This is a genomic window from Cohnella sp. GCM10012308, assembly GCF_042649185.1.
Classification (GTDB): domain Bacteria; phylum Bacillota; class Bacilli; order Paenibacillales; family Paenibacillaceae; genus Cohnella.
Genome location: NZ_JBHRYU010000001.1, coordinates 394,566 through 415,946 on the forward strand (window position 1 = coordinate 394,566; position 21,381 = coordinate 415,946).

At 63.6% G+C, this 21,381-nt stretch carries 19 protein-coding genes and 1 pseudogene; 1 reads left to right on the forward strand and 19 read right to left on the reverse strand.

Going from position 1 to position 21,381, the window contains the following annotated elements; translation table 11 throughout:
* Nucleotides 1-34 precede the first annotated feature (34 nt).
* The 3 genes from ACFOTD_RS01905 to ACFOTD_RS01915 all read right to left on the reverse strand — a co-directional run bounded on the left by ACFOTD_RS01905 (nt 35) and on the right by ACFOTD_RS01915 (nt 3,219).
* On the reverse strand, nt 35-907 hold the full coding sequence (locus ACFOTD_RS01905; protein WP_378115189.1) for a DegV family protein: 873 nt from the start codon (nt 905-907) through the stop codon (nt 35-37).
* Between the two features lie 18 nt (nt 908-925).
* A complete protein-coding gene (locus ACFOTD_RS01910; protein ID WP_378115191.1) occupies nt 926-2,752 on the reverse strand; it encodes a DAK2 domain-containing protein in 1,827 nt (608 codons plus the stop codon).
* A gap of 107 nt (nt 2,753-2,859) precedes the next feature.
* Complete coding sequence (locus ACFOTD_RS01915) at nt 2,860-3,219, reverse strand: Asp23/Gls24 family envelope stress response protein (protein WP_090115427.1); 360 nt, start codon at nt 3,217-3,219, stop codon at nt 2,860-2,862.
* Between the two features lie 183 nt (nt 3,220-3,402).
* On the opposite strand from ACFOTD_RS01915, the gene rpmB reads away from it, so the two are divergent.
* Nucleotides 3,403-3,591 carry a 50S ribosomal protein L28 gene (gene rpmB, locus ACFOTD_RS01920; RefSeq protein ID WP_282909266.1) on the forward strand — a complete coding sequence of 63 codons (189 nt, stop codon included), beginning with the start codon at nt 3,403-3,405 and terminating at the stop codon, nt 3,589-3,591.
* A 280-nt stretch (nt 3,592-3,871) separates the two neighbouring features.
* Here rpmB and spoVM read toward each other — a convergent pair whose 3' ends face one another.
* The 16 genes and pseudogenes from spoVM to ACFOTD_RS02000 form a co-directional block, all read right to left on the reverse strand.
* Entirely contained in the window at nt 3,872-3,952 is an 81-nt protein-coding gene (spoVM, locus tag ACFOTD_RS01925) for a stage V sporulation protein SpoVM (RefSeq protein WP_040711006.1), read from the reverse strand.
* A 155-nt stretch (nt 3,953-4,107) separates the two neighbouring features.
* Complete coding sequence (gene rpe, locus ACFOTD_RS01930; RefSeq protein ID WP_378115194.1) at nt 4,108-4,755, reverse strand: ribulose-phosphate 3-epimerase; 648 nt, start codon at nt 4,753-4,755, stop codon at nt 4,108-4,110.
* 3 nt (nt 4,756-4,758) lie between these two features.
* Complete coding sequence (gene rsgA, locus ACFOTD_RS01935; RefSeq protein ID WP_378115196.1) at nt 4,759-5,706, reverse strand: ribosome small subunit-dependent GTPase A; 948 nt, start codon at nt 5,704-5,706, stop codon at nt 4,759-4,761.
* A 3-nt stretch (nt 5,707-5,709) separates the two neighbouring features.
* Nucleotides 5,710-7,938, reverse strand: coding sequence for a Stk1 family PASTA domain-containing Ser/Thr kinase (gene pknB, locus ACFOTD_RS01940; protein WP_378115198.1), 2,229 nt, complete (start codon nt 7,936-7,938; stop codon nt 5,710-5,712).
* Complete coding sequence (locus ACFOTD_RS01945) at nt 7,935-8,702, reverse strand: Stp1/IreP family PP2C-type Ser/Thr phosphatase (protein ID WP_378115682.1); 768 nt, start codon at nt 8,700-8,702, stop codon at nt 7,935-7,937. The genes pknB and ACFOTD_RS01945 overlap by 4 nt, the downstream gene beginning before the upstream one ends.
* A gap of 5 nt (nt 8,703-8,707) precedes the next feature.
* On the reverse strand, nt 8,708-9,793 hold the full coding sequence (gene rlmN / locus ACFOTD_RS01950; RefSeq protein ID WP_378115200.1) for a dual-specificity RNA methyltransferase RlmN: 1,086 nt from the start codon (nt 9,791-9,793) through the stop codon (nt 8,708-8,710).
* 151 nt (nt 9,794-9,944) lie between these two features.
* Nucleotides 9,945-11,309: pseudogene (rsmB, locus tag ACFOTD_RS01955) on the reverse strand (16S rRNA (cytosine(967)-C(5))-methyltransferase RsmB); the annotation flags it as partial.
* Nucleotides 11,310-11,608: 299 nt separating this feature from the next.
* The gene (locus tag ACFOTD_RS01960; RefSeq protein WP_378115704.1) at nt 11,609-11,839 is read right to left on the reverse strand and encodes a hypothetical protein; all 231 of its coding nucleotides are present in this window, start codon (nt 11,837-11,839) and stop codon (nt 11,609-11,611) included.
* An 894-nt stretch (nt 11,840-12,733) separates the two neighbouring features.
* Nucleotides 12,734-13,693: a methionyl-tRNA formyltransferase gene (fmt, locus tag ACFOTD_RS01965; protein WP_378115202.1), complete on the reverse strand. Its 960-nt coding sequence runs from the start codon at nt 13,691-13,693 to the stop codon at nt 12,734-12,736.
* Between the two features lie 3 nt (nt 13,694-13,696).
* Nucleotides 13,697-14,188 (reverse strand): peptide deformylase, encoded by a 492-nt coding sequence (def, locus tag ACFOTD_RS01970; protein WP_378115204.1) that lies wholly within the window; start codon nt 14,186-14,188, stop codon nt 13,697-13,699.
* 55 nt (nt 14,189-14,243) lie between these two features.
* A complete protein-coding gene (gene priA, locus ACFOTD_RS01975; protein WP_378115206.1) occupies nt 14,244-16,754 on the reverse strand; it encodes a primosomal protein N' in 2,511 nt (836 codons plus the stop codon).
* Complete coding sequence (coaBC, locus tag ACFOTD_RS01980; RefSeq protein ID WP_378115208.1) at nt 16,751-18,019, reverse strand: bifunctional phosphopantothenoylcysteine decarboxylase/phosphopantothenate--cysteine ligase CoaBC; 1,269 nt, start codon at nt 18,017-18,019, stop codon at nt 16,751-16,753. Before coaBC ends, priA begins: the two co-directional genes overlap by 4 nt.
* 62 nt (nt 18,020-18,081) lie before the next feature.
* Nucleotides 18,082-18,312, reverse strand: a complete 231-nt coding sequence (rpoZ, locus tag ACFOTD_RS01985; RefSeq protein WP_378115210.1) for a DNA-directed RNA polymerase subunit omega — start codon at nt 18,310-18,312, stop codon at nt 18,082-18,084.
* A 4-nt stretch (nt 18,313-18,316) separates the two neighbouring features.
* Entirely contained in the window at nt 18,317-18,952 is a 636-nt protein-coding gene (gene gmk / locus ACFOTD_RS01990) for a guanylate kinase (RefSeq protein WP_378115212.1), read from the reverse strand.
* 13 nt (nt 18,953-18,965) lie between these two features.
* Nucleotides 18,966-19,226 carry an extracellular matrix/biofilm regulator RemA gene (remA, locus tag ACFOTD_RS01995; RefSeq protein WP_027084220.1) on the reverse strand — a complete coding sequence of 87 codons (261 nt, stop codon included), beginning with the start codon at nt 19,224-19,226 and terminating at the stop codon, nt 18,966-18,968.
* Nucleotides 19,227-19,393: 167 nt separating this feature from the next.
* Nucleotides 19,394-21,307 (reverse strand): bifunctional homocysteine S-methyltransferase/methylenetetrahydrofolate reductase, encoded by a 1,914-nt coding sequence (locus tag ACFOTD_RS02000; RefSeq protein WP_378115214.1) that lies wholly within the window; start codon nt 21,305-21,307, stop codon nt 19,394-19,396.
* Between the last annotated feature and the right edge of the window lie 74 nt (nt 21,308-21,381).

Consider the following 21,381-nt stretch of genomic DNA (forward strand, 5'->3'; position numbering starts at 1 on the left):
ACTCCGAATCGCGCCGTCGGCCGGACGATCGTCCCTAGACGATATGGCCCGAGCCGGCGGGAAATACAAACAAGCCTGCGGTTCCGGGACCGGCGTGCGTGCCGATCACCGATCCGATCTCCGAGCGGTGGAAGCCTGCGACGTTGAACCGGCTCCGAAGCACCTCGACGAGATCGTTGGCAGCTTCGACGTCGCCCGGCGTATCGACTACCGCGAGATCGATCGCCGCTCCCGCCCCGAAGTCGGACTCCAGCAGTTCGACGATCCGCGCGACGGCGCGTTTCTGTCCTCTGACCTTGTCGATCGGGAAAATAACGCCGTCGTCGCCGATCGTCAGGATCGGCTTAATGCTCAGCAGCGTGCCGAAGATCGCCGCCGCTTTGCCGATCCGGCCGCCTTTTTGCAAATATTCAAGCGTGTTCACGAGGAAATACAGCCGCATCTCCTTGCGCAGCCGCAGCACCTCCGCGGCGACCTCTTCCGGGGAAGCGCCCTGCACGGCCAGCTCGGCGGCGGACACCACGAGCGCTCCGTATCCGTAAGAGGCCGACCTCGAGTCGACAACGGTAACCTTGCTCTCGTCGTCCAGCATCGACCTCGCGATCGTGGCCGATTGATAGGTGCCGCTCATCGCCGAGGACAGATGCACCGATACGACCGAATGGCCCTCTGCGATGAGCCGCTCGTACACCTCGAGAAACTGCGCCGGCGAAGGCTGTGAGGTCGTAGGCAAAGCGCTCGAGTTCTTCAGCTTGTCGTAAAATTGGGCGGGCGAAAGCGTCACGTTGTCCAGGTAGCTCTCTTCGCCGAAAATGACGCGCAGCGGCACCATCTCGATGCCCAGCCGCTCCCGCGTCGCCTGCGGGATGTCCGACGTGCTGTCCGTTACCAAAACAACCTTGCTCATCGTAGCCACCTCCCGCGTCTAATCCGACTTTTCCACCAAAATCAGGTACGGATACAAATGCTGTCCGCCCTCGTGCCGCTCCACTTCCGCATCCGGATAAGCTTCGCCGAGCCAGGCTACAAGCCCTGCGGTGTCGCCTTCCTCGGCCCCTTCGCCGGACAGCAGCATGACCGTCTCGTCGCCGCTCGCGAGCATCCGCTCCAGCAGGCTTCTGGCCGCAGCCGGCACCGTCGCCTCGGAGGCGACGATCTGTTTGTCCAAAATGCCGATATACTCGCCGCCGCGAATGTCGATGCCGTCCATGACGGTATCCCGGACGGCTCGCGTGACCGAGCCGGTCAGCACCCGGTCGATCGCCCGCAGCATGCGGTCCTCGTTGACGGACGCCGGCTGCTCCTCCTGGAACGCCAGCATCGCGGCCAGTCCCTGCGGAATGCTGCGCGTCGGCACGACCGTCACGGGCCGATCCGCCAGCTCCTGCGCCTGCTTCGCGGCCATCAGGATGTTAGCGTTGTTCGGCAATACGAAGATATGGTCCGCCGCAAGCGACGAGATCGCCTGCACCAGGTCCTCCGTGCTGGGGTTCATGCTCTGTCCGCCCGAGATGATCGCGTCCACGCCGAGACTGCGGAACAGCTCGTCGTTGCCCGCGCCCACGCTGACCGCGACGACGCCGTAGTCGGCCATCTCGAAGGCGGCGGGATGCGCCGGCTCGATCGCCTGCGAAGCCGCCTCCGCGGCTCTCAGCTCGGGCATGTCGGGAATGCCCGACGCCGCCTCTAGCCCCATCGGATCGGACGTCTCGCCAGCCGCTTCCGCCGCCGACGCAGGATGCAGCAGCTCGCGGTGCTGGTCGCGCATGTTCAGGATATGGAAATTCGTCAGCTCGCCGTATGAGACTGCGGCATTGAGCACGTCTCCGGGACGGCGGGAGTGCACGTGAACCTTGACGATATCGCCGTCCGCGATCAGGATGATCGAATCCCCGTCCCGCTCGAGCGCCCTGCGGAAGGACGCTTCGGAAAACGCGGTGCGTCCCTGCAGACGAATGAAAAACTCCATATCGTACGGAAACTGAATCGACTCGGTCGCAATCCTCGACTGCGCCGACGACGCATGGGCCGCGGCCGCAACTTGAGCCGGCACGGGCGATGACGAGGCGGAGGCAACCGGGGCGTACGACGTCCAGCCTCCCGCGTAAGGCGCTGCCGCTCCGGCGCCTTGCCGCTGCGCGTTCAGGTACTGCACGAAGCCTTCATAAATGCATACAAGTCCCTGTCCGCCGGAATCGACGACGCCCACCTGCTTCAGCACCGGCAGCATATCGGGCGTGCGCGCCAGCGTCTCGGCCGCTTTGTCGAGCACTTCGCCCATCCACTCGGCGATATCCTCGGTACGCTTCGCGATCGATTCGCCGTGCCTCGCCGCTTCGCGCGCGACGGTCAGAATGGTGCCTTCGACGGGCTTGACTACCGCCTTGTAAGCGGTATCAACTCCTTGCCTTAAGGCGGCTGCGAACAGCGGCACGGTGATCTCCCGCTGGCCGGCGACCGCACGTGCGAACCCGCGGAACAGCTGCGACAAAATAACGCCCGAGTTGCCGCGCGCGCCCATCAGAAGCCCTTTCGACAGCACTTCCGCAGCGCGGCCGATCTCGGTCGAAGGTTTATTTTTTAATTCGGCCACGCCGGCCGTCATCGTCAAGTTCATGTTGGTACCCGTATCGCCGTCCGGAACGGGGAATACGTTAAGCGCGTTGATCAGCTCCGCCTGCTGCGAGAGCCGCTCTGCGCCTGCCAGCACCATGGCGGTCCAGTCGGTTCCGTTTAAAAGCTTCGTAGTCAATAAAATTCCCCTTTTCGAAGGCGCGACGCCGGCCTCTCCGGCAGGAGAGCCCGGCAAGCCAAGGTGAGATCGGATAATCGCGCAAGTGGTTACGATCCGGTCTTCGCCTAGCGAATGACGCGCACGCCCTGAACGAAAATGTTCAGACGGTCCACGGCAATCCCGACGACTTCCTCCAGCACGTACTTTACTTTGGATTGGATATTGTGAGCGACCTCCGAGATCTTCGTGCCGTAGCTGACGATCACGTATAGATCCAGATGGAGCTCTTCCCCTTCGCGGCGCACTTCGACGCCCCGCGCGAGATTCTCGCGGCCGAGCAGCTCGGCGATCCCGTCCTTCAATTGCTTCCTGGAGGCCATACCGACGAGGCCGTAGCAGTCGAGCGCCGCCGAACCTGCGATGACGGCGATGACCTGATCGGCCACGTCGATTTTGCCATTTTCCGTCGATAGCTGCATAGGCATGGCCACACGCTCCTTTGGCGGTTCTCGAACGCCGTCCGCATAGACGGCTTCATAGGTGAACCTTTTCCCATTGTACTATAAAAAAGAATCGGTTTGAAGTCAGCCGATGACATTGCAAGGCGACTAGGCCTGTGTTATGATAGGAAAAGTGTGTGTAAGGTCTGGTCAGGGAGGTGGATTTACATGGCTCGCAAATGTTATATCACGGGGAAGAAGCCGGGTGCCGGCAACAACGTTTCCCACGCCAACAATCATAACAAACGCTCTTGGGGAGTCAACGTGCAGAAGGTTCGCATTTTGGTGAACGGCAAGCCGAAGCGCGTTTACGTCAGCACTCGCGCCCTGAAGTCCGGCAAAGTCGTTCGTGTATAATTAACTGCCCGTTCGCTTCGGCGGACGACAGCCCATGGCAAAAGCACCTGGACATCCAGGTGCTTTTTGTTTTGCCGCGCCATATCCGCATGCGAGAATGCTCGCGATAATCATCCATCAAAAACCTTTCCGCCGGCGCGGCGTACGCCCGGGCCGTCCGGCCGCAGCCGGCGCTGGGCGCCGCGAGGCGTCCCGGATCGCCCGCTCATGGCGGGGCTGCCCGTTCCGGGGACGGGGACACGAGCCTTGCAAGGCCGCGGGATCCATCACCCGGGAGGCGTCAGCTTTTCTGAAACGTATTGAGGATCGCTTTGACGAATCCGCCCAAGAACTTCGGCAGCTTGATGGTGTAAAACTTCATCGTTCCCACCCCTCCTCCGGTCCGATGCGTTGCCCGCGGCCCTACGGGCCTTGCATGGGGCGGCGCAACGCCCGAAGGCGCGCGCTGTTGATAAAGGTTATGCACGCGCGGAGTTGTCCTATTCCTTGGGGCAAAACGAAAGGGACCGACCGAAGTCAGTCCCTGAGCGATGCGATGGCAGCGGCGCGATCCGCGTGCCCGAATACGTAATTGCCGGCGACGAGCACGTCCGCGCCCGCTTCGCGCACAAGCTTGGAAGTCTCGGCGTTGATGCCCCCGTCCACTTGGATGTGGACGTCGCCCCGCCCGCGCGCGATAAGCGTCTGCCGAAGCTGGCGAATCTTGGACAGCATCCCGGAAATGAAGGATTGCCCGCCGAAACCCGGGTTAACCGTCATGATGAGAACGAGGTCGACATCGTCGAGGACGTAGTCGAGGACGGACAGCGGCGTATGCGGGTTGAGCGCGACGCCAGCTCCCTTCCCAAGCTCCCGAATCGCATGCACGGTCCGGTGCAAATGCGTGCTCGCTTCGGCATGGACCGTGATCCGGTCCGCGCCGGCCGCCGCGACGTCCGCGAGCAGCCGATCCGGGGTCTCGACCATGAGATGCGCGTCGAAGGTTAATTCCGTATAGGAACGGATCGCCGCGACCACGGGCGGCCCGAAGGTCAGATTCGGAACGTACTGCCCGTCCATAATATCGATGTGAATCCAGTCCGCGCCGGCGGCTTCCGCGACACGAACCTCCTCGCCGAGCCGAGCGAAGTCGGCCGACAAGATCGATGGTGCGATAATTGCCATGTGCTAGTACCTCCGCGCTTTTTCTTTCCATTCGTTCATGAATTCCTTGTAGTGGCGGTACCGGGTCTCCGCGATGCCTCCGGCCTCCAGCTCGGACAGCACCGCGCAGCCGGGCTCGTGAATGTGCGTGCAGCCCCTGAACTTGCAGCCCTGCGCGAGCTCTCGAAACTCTCGGAAGCACGAACCGATCTCGTCGATCCCAAGCTCCTGAAAATCCAGTTGGCTGAATCCCGGCGTATCCGCCACGAATCCCCCGTCCGGCAGCTCGACGAGCTCCACGTGACGCGTCGTATGCTTGCCCCGGCCGAGCTTTTCGCTGATATCGTTCGTTTCCATCTTCAGGCCCGGCACGAGCGCATTAAGAAGCGAGGACTTGCCGACGCCCGATTGGCCCGCGAATACGTTGACATGATCGGCCAGCAGGCCGCGCAGCTCTTCGAGGCCGGTACCCTGGCGGGCGCTGACGGCGAGCACCCGGTATCCGATCCCCTCGTAGAGCGCCACCGCGTCGTCGATATCGCGGCCGATCCTTCCTGCGTCTTCGGACCGCTCGGCCGCGTCGAGCTTGGTCAGCACGATGAGCGCATCCATGCCCGCATGCTCGATATGCACGAGAAATTTGTCGAGCAACTGCAAATTGAGCTCCGGCCGGATGACCGAAAACACGAGCACAGCCTGGTCCGCGTTAGCGACGGGCGGCCGGATCAGCGACGAGGATCTGGGCAAAATGCCATTGACCGCGCCTTCTCCGTTTTCCGTCTCTTCGTAGATGACTCTGTCCCCGACAAGCGGGGATTCGCCCCGTTTTTTGAAAATGCCGCGCGCTCTGCATTGAAGCGTGACTTCGCGCTCGTCGTCCCGCACGTAATAATAACCGCTGAGCGCCTTGACGATAATGCCATGACGCTCCGCCGCATTCGATCGCGCCGCGCCGCTGCCGCTTTTTTTCATCGGCTAGCCTCGACCGTTCGCCTTGCCGTTGCCATTTCCATTTCCATTTCCATTGCCGTTACCATTACCGTTTCCGTTGCCATTTCCGTTACCCCGTCCCACTGAAGCATTCTCGTTGCCTGCATCGGTTCCACCGTCGTTCGTGCCCTCGCTGCCCGGATCAACCTGCGTCGTCGCGTCCTCCGATGGCGACTCCGAAGGTGGCGGCGTGATCTCTTCGGACGGGGTGGGCGTAGGCTCCGGCGTAGGCGTCTCGTCCGCGTACGGGACCCGGATCCGATCCAGGAACTGATCGTCGCGGTACACCGTAATCTGGCCTTCCTTGTCCGGCGACACGACGAGCTTGATCGGGAACGTCTGCGTCGTCTTGATCTTTTTCGTGCCCCACTCGCTATCGCCGCGGGCATCGGTCAGCAAAATCTTGACCGTGCTCGTCTGCCCCTCGACCGCCGGCGACACCGTTACGTTCCAGGTTTTCTCCTTGGCGTCCGCAGGATATCCGCTGCTGATCCAGATCGTGACTTCCGTTCCCGGCGTCACCAATTCGTTCTGCTCTGCCGGGAACTGCTTGAACACCTTGCCCTTGGTCGTGTAGCTCGGCTCCTGGAGCACCTTGTCGTTCGGCAGGGACAGATTGTTCTTGGTCAACTCCGCCCGCGCCTCGGACAGCGACATGCCGATCAGATTCGGCATCGCGAACGATTCGGGACCTTTGCTGACGCTGAGCGTGATCGTATCCTTGTCCGGATCGTACGTACCGCCGGGCGCCGGCGACTGACTGAGCACCGTACCAGCGGGGACCTCTTTGTCGTACTTCTCGACCTTTTCGACGTTGTTGGCCCCTTGCGCCTTCAGCGCCTCGACGGCATCGTCGTACAGTTTGCCGGTATAGTCGTCCAGCGTCGGCAATTCCTTGCCCAGGCTCACCGTCAAGGTGATGAGCGATCCGCTCTTGACCGGCATGTCCTGCTTGCTCTGCCTGATAACGAGATCCTTTTCCACCGTCTCGCTCGGCTCGTACATGATCGGATCCGCAACTTTGAGGCCCGCCTTTTCGAGGTCCGCGGTTGCGGCGTCGAGCTTCTCGCCCACGACGGTCGGCACCTGCACGTCCGGCGACACCAGTTGTCCCTTCAACGCGAAGATGGCCCAGATGAGAATAGCGATCAAAATGGCGGCGATGACGCCGAATACGGCGGGCAGTACCCACTTTTTGCGTTTGCGCTTATCGGCGGCGCCTCTTTGCGGCTGTTCGCCTTCGAGCGACCCGCTTTTCCTCGCGCTTCCTTTCCCGGCCAGCGTCTCGTCCGCGGAAGAGCGCATCTCCGGACGGATCGCCGGAATGACACGCGTCTGCTCCTCTTCATCGGCATCGCTCGGGAAGCGTACTTTGGGTTCGTTCAACCGCTGAGGCTGCAGACAGGTCGCCAGATCGTCGAGCATATCCTGCGCAGAGGAATATCGTTCTAACGGATTTTTGCGCATGGCGCGCAAAATAACGTTCTCCACGCTCTGCGGAATCGACGGATTGACGAGACGCGGGTCCTCGAACGGCTCCTGCAGATGCTTGAGCGCGACGCTGATCGGACTCTCCCCGAGAAAGGGAAGGCGGCCCGTCAACATCTGATACAGCACGATGCCGAGCGAATAAATGTCCGATTTCTCGCCGGTGGCCACGCCTTTGGCATGCTCCGGGGAAAAATAATGAACCGAGCCGACGACGGAGCCGGTCTGCGTGATCGTCGACGACGTGGCGGCGCGCGCGATGCCGAAGTCCGTCACCTTCACCCGGCCGTTCGTGCCGATCAGGATATTGTGCGGCTTGATGTCGCGGTGAATGATCTGACTTTGGTGCGCATGGTCGAGCGCGTCGCAGATCTGCGACGAGATGCGAACGGCCTCGTTAACCGGCAAAGGCGCCCGTTCCCGGATAATCTCGTTCAGGTTCGCGCCGTCGATATACTCCATGACGATATAATGGGTATCTTCTTCTTGGCCTACGTCGTAAATGCTGACGATATTCGGGTGGGAAAGCGCGGCCGCCGACTGGGCTTCGCGCCGGAAACGGCGCACGAACTCGTCGTCGTGCATGAACTGCTGCCGGAGCACCTTGACCGCGACGAATCGGTTCAGCAAAATGTCGCGGGCCTTGTACACGAGCGCCATGCCTCCGCCGCCCACGCGGCTGAGCAGCTCATACCTGCCGCCCAACAAATGTCCGATCGCAGTCATGATGTTCCTCCATCCCGCGTCCCGGTCCCCGTCTCGTATTCGATCAGGGCGACCGTCACGTTGTCGTCGCCGCCGGCGGTAAGCGCCAGCGCGATCAGACGGTCGGCGATCTGATCCAGGGTGACGCCTTCAGTATTCATCGTATCGAGTATAAGGGCTTTGTCTACCAGCGCGCTCAAGCCGTCGCTGCAGATCAGGAGGCGATCGCCGGGCAGCATATCGATGCGCTGCAAGTCGACGGACACTTCCGCGTCGGTGCCGAGCGCGCGCGTAAGTACGTTGCGCCGGGGGTGATTCGCCGCTTCCTCCCGGCTGAGCTGGCCCGAACGGGTAAGCTCGTTGACGAGGGTATGGTCGTCCGTCAGCTGCTCGATGGCGCCGCCTCTGATCCGATAGGCGCGGCTGTCGCCGATATGGCCGATCAGACCCTCCTGCTCGTCAAGAAGGGCAACGACGACCGTCGTGCCCATGTTATGATATTGGGGATGCGTCGAGGCGGCTTCGAATACGGCGGCGTTCGCCGCAAGCACGATCGCCTTGAGCTTCTCCTCCGCCTCAAAAGCCGAGACGACGCCCTCCCATGCGGACAGCGACTTCGACAGGCTGTCGACCGCCAGCGTACTGGCGACGTCGCCTGCGTTGTGTCCGCCCATGCCGTCCGCCACCGCGGCGGCCGTAAGGCCGCCCGGCGTCTTGCCGACCCAAGCCCTGTCTTCGTTCAGTTGCCTGACTCGTCCGATATGACTGCGTACAGCCGTCTTCAACCCCGTCACCTCGCCTGCTTCTCCATGTGCTTCGCCCGCAGCTGGCCGCATGCCGCCGCGATATCGTGCCCCTGCTCCCTGCGGATGGTCGCGTTGATATTCTTGCGCTCGAGGATGCGGTGAAACTCGAAGATATCGTCGCGCGGCGTGCGGACGTAATCACGCTCGGGAACGTAGTTGACGGGAATCAGGTTCACGTGGCACAGCATGCCCTGCAGCACCTCGGCCAGCTGTTCCGCATGCTCGGGACGGTCGTTGACGCTGCCGATAAGCGCGTACTCGAACGTGATGCGGCGTCCCGTTTTCTCGATATAATATTTGCAGGCGTTCATTACTTCCTCGAACGGGTACCGCCTGTTGACCGGCATGAGCTTCGAGCGCAGCTCGTCGTTCGGCGCATGGATCGAGATCGCCAGATTGATCTGCGTATTCTCGTCCGCGAACTTTAAAATGTTCGGGACGATGCCGCTCGTCGATACGGTAATATGGCGCTGCCCGATGTTGAGCCCCTTAGGATGGGTCATCGTCCGCAGGAACGTCATCGTCGGCTCGTAATTCTCGAACGGCTCGCCCGAGCCCATAATCACGATGCTCGACACGCGCTCGTTCTCGGGATCCAGCAGCTGCTGCGCCTTGACGACCTGCGCGATGATCTCGCCGGCCGTCAGGTTGCGCTTGAGGCCGCCCAGCGTCGATGCGCAAAACGTGCAGCCGATCCGGCAGCCGACCTGCGTCGTCACGCAGACGCTGTTGCCGTAGTTATGCCGCATGATAACCGTTTCGATCGCGTGGTTGTCGGCCAGGCCGAACAAAAATTTGACCGTCCCGTCTTTCGATTGAAGCTTCGTAATCTCGGTCAGGGTGACGAAGTTGAAGGCGGCCGCGAGCTTCTCGCGCAGCGCCTTCGGCAGGTTCGTCATCTCCTCGAACGTGCTTACCCGCTTCACGTACAGCCAATCGTAAATCTGGCCGGCGCGGAAAGCGGGCTCTCCCGAGGACTTCACCCAGTCCTGAAGCTGATCCAGCGTATAGTCGTAAATAAAAGGCTTCCCGTCAGCGGGAACGTAATCTTTATTTTTTAATCCAATCAAGGATAGTCACCACCATTCGCTCTATTTTACCATAAACGCCGCCTTCGCAGTAGAAGGCGGCCGATCGCGCTTGATGAAGGCGCGGTGCTTGAACGAAACCACGGCTCGAAGCTCCCGCGCCGCTCCTTCATCGTATAGGAAGCGCCGTCCGTCAATCCGTTCTGACGAGCCGGGCGATAAAGAAACCGTCGCTTCCGAAGTGCTGGGGCAGCAGCTGCGCCATGCCCGAGAAATCGCCGCCTGCGACGCCCGCGTCGCGAAGCGGCGCGAGCGTCTCTTCGGGCCAGGCCGGATCGAGCTTGAAGTCCGGGCGGGATTTCAGGAAATCGCGCACCGCTTCTTCGTTTTCCTCCGGCGCAATCGTGCAGGTGCTGTAGACGAGCCGGCCGCCCGGCTTCACCATGCGCGAAGCCGATTCGAGCAGCCGGCGCTGCAGCGCCGCGAGGCTTGCGACGTCTTCTTCGGTCTTGTTCCATTTAATCTCCGGCTTGCGCCTAATGACGCCAAGCCCGGAGCACGGCGCGTCGAGAAGCACGACGTCCATCGAACCCGGCGCAAGACGCTCGGGCAGCGACAGCGCGTCGGATACGTTCGTGACGACGTTCGGCAGACCGAGCCGGTCAGCCTGTTCACGAATGAGCGCTTCCTTGTGCGGATGCACGTCGTTGGCGGTTACCCTGCCTTGGCCGCCCATCCGCTCGGCCAAGTGAGCGGCCTTGCCGCCGGGCGCGGCGCAGCAGTCGAGCACGTTCATGCCGGGCTGCGGATCGCAGACGGCGGCCACGAGCATCGAGCTCTCGTCCTGCACCGACAGGCGGCCGGATGCATACCACGGCGTCTGCGCGAGGCTGCCGGCGCGCGCCGCCACGATGCCGTCGGGCGACAGCTTCGACGGCTCGGCGTAGATGCCCGCGCCCGCGAGCTCCGCGAGCAGCGCGTCGCGCGTGCCGCGCAGCCGGTTCGCGCGCACGGACATGTGCGGCGGCTCGTTGCCCGCCGCCATGAGCGCCTCGGCGCCGGCTTCGCCGTAGGCGGCGATCCAACGCTCGGCCAGCCACAGCGGATAGCTGTGGGCGAGCGAGAGCCGCTCGGCCGCTGGCAGATCCGCCGGCAGGGGCGGCGCCACGCCTTCGCGCAGCAGGGCGCGCAGCGTGCCGTTCACGAGGCCGGCGATGCCGCCGTGGCCGCGTTTCTTCGCGATGCGCACGGCTTCATCGGTGACGGCATGCGCCGGCACGCGGTCGAGCCAGCGCAGCTGGTAGTAGCTGAGTCGCAGCAGGCATCGGACCCACGGCTCGACCTTGTTCGGCCAGCCCTTGACGCGGGCCGCCAGCACATGATCGATCGTCAGCCGGCGTTGTATCGTGCCGTAGACAAGCTCGGTCGCGAGCGCCGCATCCGGCCGGGACAGGCCGGCATCGGTCAGCACGCGGTTCAGCTCCAAGCCGCTGAAGGCGCCCTGCTCTTCGACGCGCAGCAGCACGCGCAGCGCGACCTCGCGCGCCGTCTGCGGCTTGCGGGCCGCCGGCGGGTTCGATGGTTTGGCTGTAGCGGCCGGGCGCCGACCAGGCTGCTGGCCGGGGCGTTGGCCGGACCGTTGCGCTGATCCGGACCTTGACGGCGGCGAGGAACGTTGCGCAGATGCCGGCTGCTGCGCAGAGTTAGGCCGCTGCCCAGATGCCGGCTGTTGCGCGGAGGTCGGCCGTTGCGCGGGCCCGGATCGTTTTACCGATGCCGGCTGCTGCGCAGAGTTAGGCCGTTGCCCAGATGCCGGCTGTTGCGCGGAGGTCGGCCGTTGCGCGGACCCGGACCGTTTTACCGATGCCGGTTGCTGCGCGAAGGTCGGCTGTTGCGCCGGCGCGGGACGCTGATGGGACCGCGGCGCGGACGCTTGACCGGCACTTTGAGCAGGCCGCCCGTCACGGTTCCGGGCAAATGATTGGCCCGAACCTTGCCCGGGCCGCCCGCCGCGTTTCTCGCCGGAGGAAGCTTGCCCGGAATTTTGACCGGCTCTCCCCTGAGCGGCCACGCCTTGCGAACGGCCATTGCCGCCGCGATAGGACGCTCCCCCTCTCTCTCCCCTTTCGCCCGACGGCTTGCCGCCCGAGCCTGCAGGTTGGGCCTTTGCCCGGCTTGAAGACGTCGTCTTTGGGGGTTGATTCGGATTTATGGGTTGACTCATTTTCACACCTCTTTGATCTGCTCCCCGCGGGAGCTCAAACGAGCCGACGGACGCGCGGTGCTGCCTGTTTCTAGCATGCCCGCTCGCATCGCTCTCATTTCATGCATTCAAATATAGCACAAAGTGCGCAAAGGTTCATATGAATGACCATAATATTGCATTTAAGAGGCGGAGCGGAAAATTCGCATCTTCCAAGAAGAAAACCTCGGATAGCGAGGGAAGCGGTTGCAACAGGCCGGCTTCGCTCTGTTAGCTCCCTTTTGCGCTTATCGTTACAGAGTTATACGGTATCCCCGCACAATTACGCTCGCAGCCAAAGTTTCATCCGAAGTTACGCGGTTTTTCCGCACAACTGCCCTCGCAGCCAAAGTTTCATACGGAGCTACGCGGTTTTTCCGCACATCTGTCCTCGCATCCGCTCCCCGCGAAGCCTCCCCAGTCCGATACCGTCGCGCGTATGAGCCACTATTTCGTGAAGTAATGTATCTCTTATCCACCGCTACTCCTAAAAACATACGCCGCGAACAGCTAACTAAACATCTACAGAGACGAAGGATCGGACCGAGCGTCCGTTATTCTTGTTCATGCCGCTATGCGAGGCCCGTTCGCGGACACAGGGGCCGCTATTTGCGGGATTTCCGGCCTTTTTATCCTCTTCCCGACTCAATAACGTCGCTCCAGTCCGAAACTATCGTAAGCGGAACGTTATTTAGAAAATAGCTTATCTCGTGTCCGACCATAAAAAAAACGACGCCCGGTTAACCGAGCGTCGTTCCCGGGGCCAGCCTGGCCCCTCTCGCATAGTCCGCGGCCGACAGCCGCTTCTTGCCCGCCGGCTGCACCTCCGTCAGCACGACGCTGCCGTCGCCGGAGCGCACGCGGATGCCGAAGGCGCCGCTGTCAAGCACCGTGCCGGGCACGGCCGCCTTCCAGTCCGCCGCAAGCTTCGCGTCCGCATCCTCGGGCACGGCGATGCCCCACACCTTGAACACCTCGCCGCCGAGCAGCGTGAACGCGCCCGCCATTGGAGACAAGCCCCGCACGCGGTCGAACAGCTGCCGCGACGCGGCGCCGAAGTCGAGCCGCTCGTCGTCCCGCGTCAGGTTCGGCGCATAGGTCGACAGCGCGTCGTCCTGCGGCTCGCGGGGCGCGTCGCCCGCGATCAGCCGCGGCAGCCACTCGCCGAGCAGCTCGGCCCCGGCCACGCTGAGCTTGTCGAACATCGTGCCCGACGTGTCGGCATCGGTGATCGGCAGCTCGACGCGGGCGATCATATCGCCCGTGTCGAGGCCTTCGGCCATGAACATCAGCGTGACGCCCGTCGACTTTTCCCCGTCGATGACCGAGCGCTGGATCGGCGCCCCGCCGCGGTAGCGCGGCAGCAGCGAGCCGTGCACGTTCACGCAGCCGAGACGCGGAATGTCGAGCAGCGACTTGGGCAGAATCTGCCCGTAGGCCGCCGTCACGATCAGATCCGGCGCCAGCTCGCGCACCGCCTCGACCGCTTCCGGCGCGCGCATCCGCTCCGGCTGCAGCACCGGCAGGCCGCGCTCAAGCGCAAACGCCTTGACCGGCGGCGGCGTCAGCTCGCGCTTGCGCCCCTTGGGCCGGTCCGGCTGGGAGACGACCGCGACCACCTGGACGTCCTCGCGCTCTAGCAACAGGCGCAGGGAAGGTACGGCGAAGTCCGGCGTTCCCATGAATACGATTCGGGTCATGCCTTACGCCTCGCCCTCTTCTGCCGGCTCAGGCGCGCGGCGCTCGTAGATCGATTCGGCGAGGTCGATGAAGAGAACGCCGTTCAAGTGGTCGATTTCGTGCAGAAACGCTCTTGCGAGCAGCTCCGTGCCCTCGAATTCCACCGGGCTGCCGTTGCGGTCCTGCCCCTTCACCTTTACCTTCAGCGGGCGGCGCACGTCGCCTTGGAGCCCCGGGATGCTGAGGCAGCCTTCCGGTCCGAATTGCTCGCCCTCGGAGGAAACGACCTCCGGATTAACCAGCTCGATCAGGCCGTGCTCCTCGTCCGCGTCGACCACGATCACGCGCTTGGAGACGCCCACCTGGGGCGCCGCCAGACCGACGCCGTCGGCATCGTACATCGTGTCCGCCATATCGTCGAGCAGCTTGTGCAGATTGGCGTTGAACTTCGTTACTTCCTGCGCTCTCTCGCGCAGCACGTCATCAGGATGCTTCACGATCAATCGAATCGCCACGCCATCCCCACCTTTCAGTCTATATCTAATATAAAATGCCGATAAACATGCGTGCTTAAAGCATCATCTGCGGATCGACGTCCACGCCGAGCTGCACGCCATGGCGCTTTGCGCCTTCCTGAAGTTCCTTGAGCACCTCGGCCGTCCAGCCGGGCACGTCGGGATTTCCCTGATATTTTATCATACATTGAAAACGGTAGCGATCCTTGAGCCGCGCGATCGGCGACGGCACGGGGCCGAGCACCTCGACGGCAATCCCGCCAGGGCCCGGCCTGCCGTCCGCCTTCGCGCCGGCCGCAGCCGCCCGCTCGCGCATCTTGGCCGTGAACGTCTGCCCCATGGACAGCAGCAGCGGCACCTGCTCGTGCGTCAGTGTAAGCGTGAGCAGCCGCCCGTAGGGCGGGTAGCCGAGCGCGCGGCGATGCCGGAGCTCCTGATGCGAGAACCCGCGGTAGTCGTGCCGCTCGACGGACGCGATCGACGCGTGCTCGGGCTCATACGTCTGAACGATGACCTCTCCGGGGAGCTCGTGCCTGCCGGCGCGGCCCGCCACCTGCGTGAGCAGCTGGAACGTCCGCTCCGCCGCCCGAAAATCCGGCAGCCGGAGCGCGGCATCTGCGGCAAGCACGCCGACCAGCGTTACGTAAGGAAAATCGAGCCCCTTAGCGACCATTTGCGTGCCGAGAAGCACGTCCGCCCGGCGCTCGCGGAATTCCGTCAGCCAGCGCTCGTGCGAGCCCTTCTCCGTCGTCGTATCGACGTCCATTCGAATGACGCGGATGCCGGGAAACGTCGCGGCCAGCGCCTCTTCCACCTTTTGCGTACCCGTTCCGAAAAAACGGATATGCGGGCTGGCGCACGAAGGACAAGCTTCCGGCTCCCGCTCAGAATAGCCGCAATAGTGGCAGCGCAAATTGCGCGAGCCCCGGTGGTAGGTCAGCGCGATGTCGCAGTGCGGACACGAAGCCGTGTACCCGCAGGAGCGGCACATGACGAACGTCGCATAGCCGCGCCGGTTGAGCAGCAGCACCGTCTGCTCGCCGCGCGCGAGCCGCTCGCGCAGCGCATCCGCAAGCGCGCGGCTGAACATCGCGCGGTTGCCGAGCCGCAGCTCCTCGCGCATGTCGATAATGGTAACGCGCGGCAGCGGACGGTCCGCGACCCGCTGAGGCAGCGGCACGTAGACGGGCACGACCTCTTCCCCGCGTCCGCCGATGCCCGGCGCGATCTCGATCGCCGCGCCGTACGTCTCGAGCGACGGCGTCGCCGAGCCGAGCACGACGGCCGCGCCGTGCCGCTGCCCGCGCCGGACCGCGACATCGCGCGCGTGATACTTCGGACTCTCTTCCTGCTTGTAGGTCGTCTCGTGCTCCTCGTCGATGATGATGAGCCCGAGCCGGGAAAAAGGCGCAAAAATGGCGGAACGCGCGCCGACAGCCACGGTGGCTCTTCCCTCGCGGATCTTGCGCCATTCGTCGTACCGCTCGCCGCTCGACAGCCGGCTGTGCAGCACGGCGACCCGCGCGCCGAACCTGCTCTTGAAGCGCTCCACCATTTGCGGCGTAAGCGCGATCTCCGGCACGAGCACGATCGCTTCGCGTCCCTGCCGCAGCGCCTTTTCGATCGATTGCAGGTACAGTTCGGTCTTGCCGCTGCCGGTCACCCCGTGCAGCAGAAATACGCGGTGCGCCTCGCGGTCGACGGCATCGGCGATCGGCGCGAACGCCTGCTGCTGAGCGGGCGTAAGCGCGAGGGGAACAGACGGCTCAAAATTGCGTCCGGCGTACGGATCACGCTGCACGGTCACCGGCGCGAGCTCGATCAGCCCTTTGTCGGCCAGGCTGCGGATGACCGCCGTCGTCGTGCCGGCCGCTTCGGCCAGCGCCTGCTGGGCGATCGGCTCGCGGTTCGCGAGCAAATACGCGAGCACGTCGCGCTGCTTGGCCGCCCGGCTCGGCAGCTCGAGCAATGCGCTTCGCAGCTCGGCCTCCGACGGCGGCACGACCGTCAGCACGGTCTTGACCGACAGGCGGTCCTCCACCTGCTGCCGTTCCTCCAGCTTGCCCTCCGTCAGCCAACGTTTGACGGCCGCTACGCGTTCAGGATGCTGCTGGAGCAGCTGCGACAGCTTGAGCGTGCCTTGCCGCTCCAGCGCCTCGAGCAGCTCGGGCTGCTCGAAACGGTCCAGGGGCGTCCACTCCGCGTTCGGCGCCGCCGAGATATACTTCTCTGCCTTTCCCTTCAGCGCGGCTGGCAGCATCGCCTGGAGCGCGACGGTGAGCGGGCACAGCCAGCGCTCGCTCATCCAGATCCCCAGCTCCACGAGCTCGGGCGACAAGGGCGGGACGGCGTCGAGCACGTCCGCGATCGGCTTCAGCCGCCGGCGGTCGACCTCCGAATCCTCCGGCAGCTCGAGCACGATCCCCTGGAGCGTCCGGCCGCCAAAGGGTACCGCAACCCGGCTGCCGATCTCGACCCAGCCATCCAGATGCGCGGGTATCGCGTAGTCGAACGGCCGGTCCGCGTCGCGGGTCGGCAAGTCTACGCTGATCCTGGCGACGTTCATGCCCGCGGGCCCCCTCCTTCGCCTTCGCCGGCGCGCAGACCGGGCGCGCGCGCAAGCGCGACCCGCCAGATGCGGCCCGCGGCCTCCCGCTTGGACTGGAGCGGCAGCGATTCGACGAGGCCTTCGGCGCCGTACAGATTCAAAATGTTCGTATCTGTCCCGAAGCCCGCGCCATCGCGGGTAACGTCGTTCGCGGCAATCAAGTCGCAGCGCTTGCGGCGAAGCTTGTCCAGCGCGTAGCGTTCGACGTCGCTCGTCTCCGCGGCAAACCCGATAATATAAGGCTTGTCCTTGCCTGCGCCGCCGCCTTCATGCTTCCAGTCGCCGATCGCCTGCAAAATGTCCGGGTTGCGGACGAGCTCGAGCGTCAGCTTGTCCGGCCCCTTTTTCATCTTGACCTTCTCGCGCTGCACCGGCCGGTAGTCCGCGACCGCCGCCGCCTTGATGACGACATCCATGGCGGGAAGCCGCGCCAGGACGGCGTCGTACATCTCCTGCGCCGACTCGACCCGCACGACCTCGGCGCCAGGCGGCGGCTCAAGCTCCGTCCGCGCCCAGACGACGGTCACGTCCGCGCCAAGCGCGCGCGCCTCCTCGGCGAGCGCAAAGCCCATTTTGCCGGACGAGTCGTTCGTGATGTAGCGGACCGGATCGAGACGCTCGATCGTACCGCCGGCCGTAATAAGCACGCGTTTGCCGGCAAGCGGCTTAGGACCTGCGAGCAGCTCGACGACGACCTGCACGATCTCGTCGGGCTCGGCTAGCCTGCCCTTGCCGACGTAGCCGCAAGCGAGCTGGCCGGTGCCTGATTCGACGAAGCGCACCCCGCGCCTCGCGAGCGTGTCGAGATTTTCCTGCACGGCCGGATGTGCCAGCATATGCACGTTCATGGCGGGCGCGATCAGCACCGGCGCCGTCGTCGCGAGCAGCGTCGTGCTCAGCATGTCGTCGGCGATTCCGTGCGCAAGCTTCGCGATGCTATTGGCGGTTGCCGGAGCGACCACGACCAGGTCGGCCGCGTCCGCCCAGTCGATATGCTGCACGACCGCCGCATCCCGCTCGTCGAATACGTCCGTCGCCACCGGATGCCGCGACAACGTCTGTAGCGTCAGCGGCGCGATAAACTTCGTCGCCCCTTCGGTCATGATGACGCGAACGCTTGCGCCAAGCGAGACGAGACGGCTGCACAGCGTGGCCGCCTTGTATGCCGCGATTCCGCCCGTGATGCCAAGTATGATGGTTTTGCCCGAGAGCGAATGGTTCATCTAGAGCGCCCCTCCCTCACGATTCTGAAAAAAAAACAACCTCGAAGGGTTGTTTGCAGCGTTTATGCTTGATCTTCTTCTTCGGCCAGTTCTTCTTCCGTGATCGCTTCGACCGTGATGTAGTCCTTGAAAATCTCTTCGAGCGCAACGCCTACGAACTTGTGAGACTTGGGCGCGTGCAGCTTGCTGGTCTGTCCCTCGCGCAGCGACCGCGCGCGCTTGGAAGCCGCCACGACCAATGTGTACTTGCTGTCAACCTTGCGGACGAGCTCGTCAATCGATGGGTATAGCATCTAATCACCTCTCCGGTATATTCTGCTTTTCGCGCAGGCCCTCAAGCTCGACGAACAGCTCGTGCAGGAAGCGCTCGCGCTTGCAATGCTCGGCGACCATAATGCTCTCGATCCGGCGGCAAGCCGCGTCGATCTCGTCATTGACCACTGCGTAATGGTAATGCTCCAGCAAATTCATCTCTTCGACGGCGACGGACAGACGATGATCGATAGTCGCCTGCGTCTCCGTGCCGCGACCCGTGAGCCGGTCCTTCAGCTGCTGAAGGGACGGCGGAAGCAGGAATACGAGGACGCCCTCGGGAAACTTCTCCCGAACCTTGACGGCGCCTTGGACCTCGATCTCCAAAATGATGTCCTTGCCCTCGGATAGCGTCTTCTCGACGAAATCGCGCGGCGTGCCGTAGTAGTTGCCTACGTACTCGGCATGCTCGAGCAGGGCGTCGCGTTCGATCATATCCTTGAATTGCTCGCGCGTCCTGAAAAAATAATTGACGCCGTCGATCTCGCCGGCCCGCGGCGCCCGCGTCGTCGCCGAGACGGAATAGGTCAGGTCGGGCAGCTTGCGGCGCAGCGCCGCGCACACCGTACCCTTGCCGACGCCCGACGGGCCGGACAACACGATCAGCAAACCTCTGTTCATGGACTTCCCCGATTCATTCGTCATGTTCGTCGTCTTTGGTGGACAGGCGATGCGCCACCGTCTCCGGCTGGACCGCGGACAGTATCACGTGATCGCTGTCCGTAATAATGACGGCGCGCGTGCGGCGTCCGTACGTCGCGTCGATCAGCATATGCCGATCGCGCGCTTCTTGAATGATCCGCTTGATCGGCGCGGACTCGGGACTCACGATGGAGATGATCCGATTCGCCGATACGATGTTGCCGAATCCGATGTTGATGAGCTTAATCGCCATGCCACTATTCCCTCCGGTCCATGTCTTGCTGGCAGCGGCCGGATGATGCCGGATAGGCACCATTGTTGCCACTCGCGCGCTTCCGCATACCGCAATCGATGGAATACGCTTGGCACCGTCCGCGTACGGCGTGAGGAGAACGCCGGTTCGCGGCAGGCCATATTGATTCATTTTACTTGATAATCGTTGGTCGGACAAGAGGCGCAGCCGCAATTGTCGGCATGAACGCCGCTTTTCTCCTTGACGTAACGCGTCAGCTCGACCGTCATCTCATAATGAAGGAACGGCGTCATGAGATAGATGCCGTTAAAATGCTTCATCGCCGCGTCCAGCAGCTCCTTGGCGACCGCGATCCCTTCAGCCTTTCCTTCTGCCCCTTCGAGACCGCGCATCCGCTCGCGGACGGCGTCGGACAACTGGATGCCGGGCACCTCGTTGTGCAAATATTCGGCGTTGCGCCCGTTCGCCAGCGGGAAAATGCCGAGGAAGATCGGCACGTCCAGATGCTTGGTCGCCTCGGCGATCCGCTCGATCAGCCCGGCGTCGTACACCGGCTGCGTCATGATGTAGTCCGCGCCGGCGGCCACCTTCTTTTCGAGCCGCTGCACCGCCTTGTCGAGATGCTTGACGTTCGGGTTGAACGCCGCGCCGATGACGAACTTCGCCTTCTGCTTGAGCGCGCGGCCGGAGAAGGCGACGCCTTCGTTCAGCTGCTTGATCATCTTGATGATCTCGAACGATGTCAGATCGTACACCGAGCTCGAGCCCGGCAGGTCGCCGAACTTCGCAGGGTCTCCCGTGACGGCGAGCACATGGTCGATGCCGAGCGCGTCGAAGCCCATCATATGCGATTGCGTGCCGATCAGGTTGCGGTCGCGGCAGGCGATGTGCACGAGCGGCCGGATGCCGACGCGCTCCTGGACAAGCGCGCCGAGCGCCATGTTGCTCATGCGCGTGACCGCGAGCGAATTGTCCGCCATCGTCAGCGCGTCGGCGCCCGCGTCGCGGAGCGCGGCGGCGCCGTCCATGAAGCGGCCGATGTCGAGATCCTTGGGCGGATCGAGCTCGACGATGACGGTGTGGCGCCGGCGGGCGAGCTGAGCGATGTTCGCCGGCTCGCCCTTGCCGCCGTCCGCCGATTCGGCGTGCTGCCGGGAAGGCGCAGCGACGACCTCGGCGGCCGTAGCTGGCCGCAGCGACTCCGCCAACGACGGCGCATAGCCGCGCAAGGCAGCGGCGATCTCCGCGATATGCGCCGGCGTCGTCCCGCAGCAGCCGCCGAACAGACGGACGCCGTTGTCCGCGAACGCCCTGGCGTTCTCGCCGAAGTAGGCCGGCGAAGCGGAATAGACGACCCGGCCGTCCTCGTAATCCGGCAGGCCGGCGTTCGGGAAGGCGCTGAGCGGCAGCCCGAGATCGAGCGGAATATTCTGAACGGCGCGCAAAATGCCGTTCGGGCCGCTGCGGCAGTTGAAGCCGACGACGTCGGCTCCCTCGTCCTTAAGCCGGCGAAGCGCCTCGCCCATCGGCACCCCGTCGCGCGTCACCGCGGGATCGTCTACGGCGAACTGGCAGACGACCGGCAGATCGCCCAGCTTGCGCGCGATGCGCAGCGCCAGCATCAGCTCGTCGAGCTCGAAAAACGTCTCGAGCAAAATGCCGTCCGCGCCGGCCCCGACCAGCGCGCCGATCTGTTCCTCGTAGTCGCGGGCAATCTCCGCCGTCCGCGCGTTTTTGCGCTGGCCGGCCCGGATCGCGCCTACAGCGCCAAGCACGTAGGCGTCGCCGCCGCCTGCCTGCCGCGCGAGCGCGACGCCGGCCGCATTGATTTCGGCGGTACGCTTTTCAAGGCCGAACCGCACCAGGTTGCCATGCTGCGCGGCGAACGTATTGGTCTCGAGGACTTCCGCGCCGGCGGCCGCATAACGGCGGTGAACCTCCAGGATCATCTCGGGCTTGATCAGGTTGTATTCTTCGAACGCGACGCCGATCGGGAATCCCAGCTGGTAGAGGTAGGTTCCCATCGCCCCGTCGCCGACGAGCGGCCGCTGGCTCAGCGCTGTGCGAAAATCCGGTTTCAAGAGGCTTCCCATCCTATCTATGTCATAAATGATTGTACGCAGAATCGTTCTATTAATGTAGCACACTTCTTCCC